The sequence below is a fragment of the Bacillus sp. JJ1764 genome, from assembly GCF_036962145.1.
In the GTDB taxonomy this organism is placed as follows: domain Bacteria; phylum Bacillota; class Bacilli; order Bacillales; family Cytobacillaceae; genus Neobacillus.
On sequence record NZ_JBALNY010000020.1, the window covers coordinates 1 to 1,976 of the forward strand.

The window sequence follows — 1,976 nt, forward strand, 5'->3', positions numbered from 1 at the left end:
CAGACAAGTTTAACAGACATCCATGTAAAAATTTGCACTCAATAAATGAAATAACTGCTAAAGTATAGTTATCCACAGTTATTTCAGGGTAGAGCCTATAATCAAGAAATGACTGATTTTTGTAGACTTTCTAATAAGGAAATTCCTATATTTTCATCATCATTTCTACCTAATTGATAATTGGCCAAAACTACGGCGGCAACTTTCTTTTCTTTATCAATACCTAAAAATGAACTAAAGCAACCTGTTCCACCGCCATGCAAAATAACATTATTGTTTTTCTTTAAAAGAAACCATCCAAGACCCATATCATATTTCTTTGTTCCATTTCCATGTTTATTATGACAAAGACACAAATATGGTTGCTCTTCGTAAAGATTTATTTTTGCATATTTAAGTAAATCATCAGCAGTTGAACTTATTGCACCCGCAGGTGATATAAGATTCTCTTTGTTCCATTTCCAATTGCCGCAATCATTATTTTTTTTGTCGTAACCATGTAAATTATTGTTTGATGTACCTAAAGAAGTATCGCTTAGTCCAAGCTCATTATGAAGAAAGTCATTCATAGTGTCCCAATACCCCCTGCCTGATACAATCCCCAACCCATACCCAATAAGTGATATACCGAAATTTGAATATTTCCATGGATAATCCAATTCTTTTAATTTATTATTTTCAATTAACATTCTCATTTTGTTAAAATCCATATTTAATGGATTATGCTTATTCAAATCACCACCGCCAATAATCAAACCTAAAATTAGTTTAGAATATTCCCGTTTATTTAAAGGCAGTCTTGCTGAATATCCAGAAGTGTGAGTAGCAAGGCGGTGCAATGTAGGATAATAATCGTCTCCCTTAATCCCCTCTATATATTTTTGTATTGAATTGTTTAATGACAACTTTTTTTCAAATACATATTTTGATAGCAAAGATACAGTAAAAGTCTTTGTAATAGACCCAATTTCATAATGATATTTTTTTGATGAATCAAGTTCACCGTTTTCATTATAAATTTTTATTACAGAATCATTGTCTGTTAAATAGCCAACAGTTAATTTTAAATGTTTTTTTCCTCTGCTTGCCCTTTTAATTAATCGTAATGTTTCATCACTGATTTCAAGCATAATTGTACTCCCTCATCCTTCATTTTAGAAATATTTCGGAAAAATAGATATATTCCTCAAAGATGAATCGTCCTCTGTGATTATTTTTCACATTTTTTCCCCTTATCAATTGCTTGAATTCTTCGTCTCTCAAACTCCTTCAATACTCTTAATTGTAATTCAATGTTATCTTTATCCATTTGTAAGTTACCTTCTTCTTCAAATCCATCGTGTTCTTCACCGTCATAACTATAAAGTTTCTTTAAAAGGTACCACATTGTTTCTAATTCTTCTGTTGATAACTTTTTAAAAAGTTGTTCCAAAAAAAAGATTCCTTTTTCTGCAACGACAAGCAATACTTCATTTCCTGTTTTAGTTATTTTTACGTTAATCGCTCGTTTATCTTTCCTGCTAGGAACTACGGTAACATATCCCTTGTTTTCCATAATGGTGATTACCTGTTTTACACTCTGTTTTGTGGTCCCTAATTTTCTAGCTATATTATTCAAGGTCGTTTCATCTTCAGGTAAATGCGCAATTGCTACCATTGCCATATACTGTCGGGATGTTAAAAGTTCAAGGAACTTGTCACCTTTTACCTGAATTTTATTTGCTAGAGAAAATAAGGTCCCGTAAGTCTGCTGCATTAAAAAAAGTTCTCTGTAAATATCCATAAATTACCTCCGCTTTAGCCATTATACTGTCTAAAATGTGATTTAGTCAATATACTGTCTATTTTATTTTGAATTAAACGGTCCTTTAGTCAATAAGAAAAAGACTACTGTTAGCAACCAGTTATTTTAAGTTAAGGCTCTACCTTGAAATAACTGTGGATAACTTTACTTTTATCAGTTATTTCATTTATTG

At 31.2% G+C, this 1,976-nt stretch carries 2 protein-coding genes; both read right to left on the reverse strand.

The window, feature by feature from the left end; genetic code table 11:
* Positions 1-101: 101 nt before the first annotated feature.
* Positions 102-1,130, reverse strand: a complete 1,029-nt coding sequence (locus tag V7083_RS03175) for a serine hydrolase domain-containing protein (RefSeq protein WP_335475290.1) — start codon at positions 1,128-1,130, stop codon at positions 102-104.
* An 80-nt stretch (positions 1,131-1,210) separates the two neighbouring features.
* A complete protein-coding gene (locus V7083_RS03180) occupies positions 1,211-1,783 on the reverse strand; it encodes a MarR family winged helix-turn-helix transcriptional regulator (protein WP_335475292.1) in 573 nt (190 codons plus the stop codon).
* Positions 1,784-1,976: the final 193 nt, after the last annotated feature.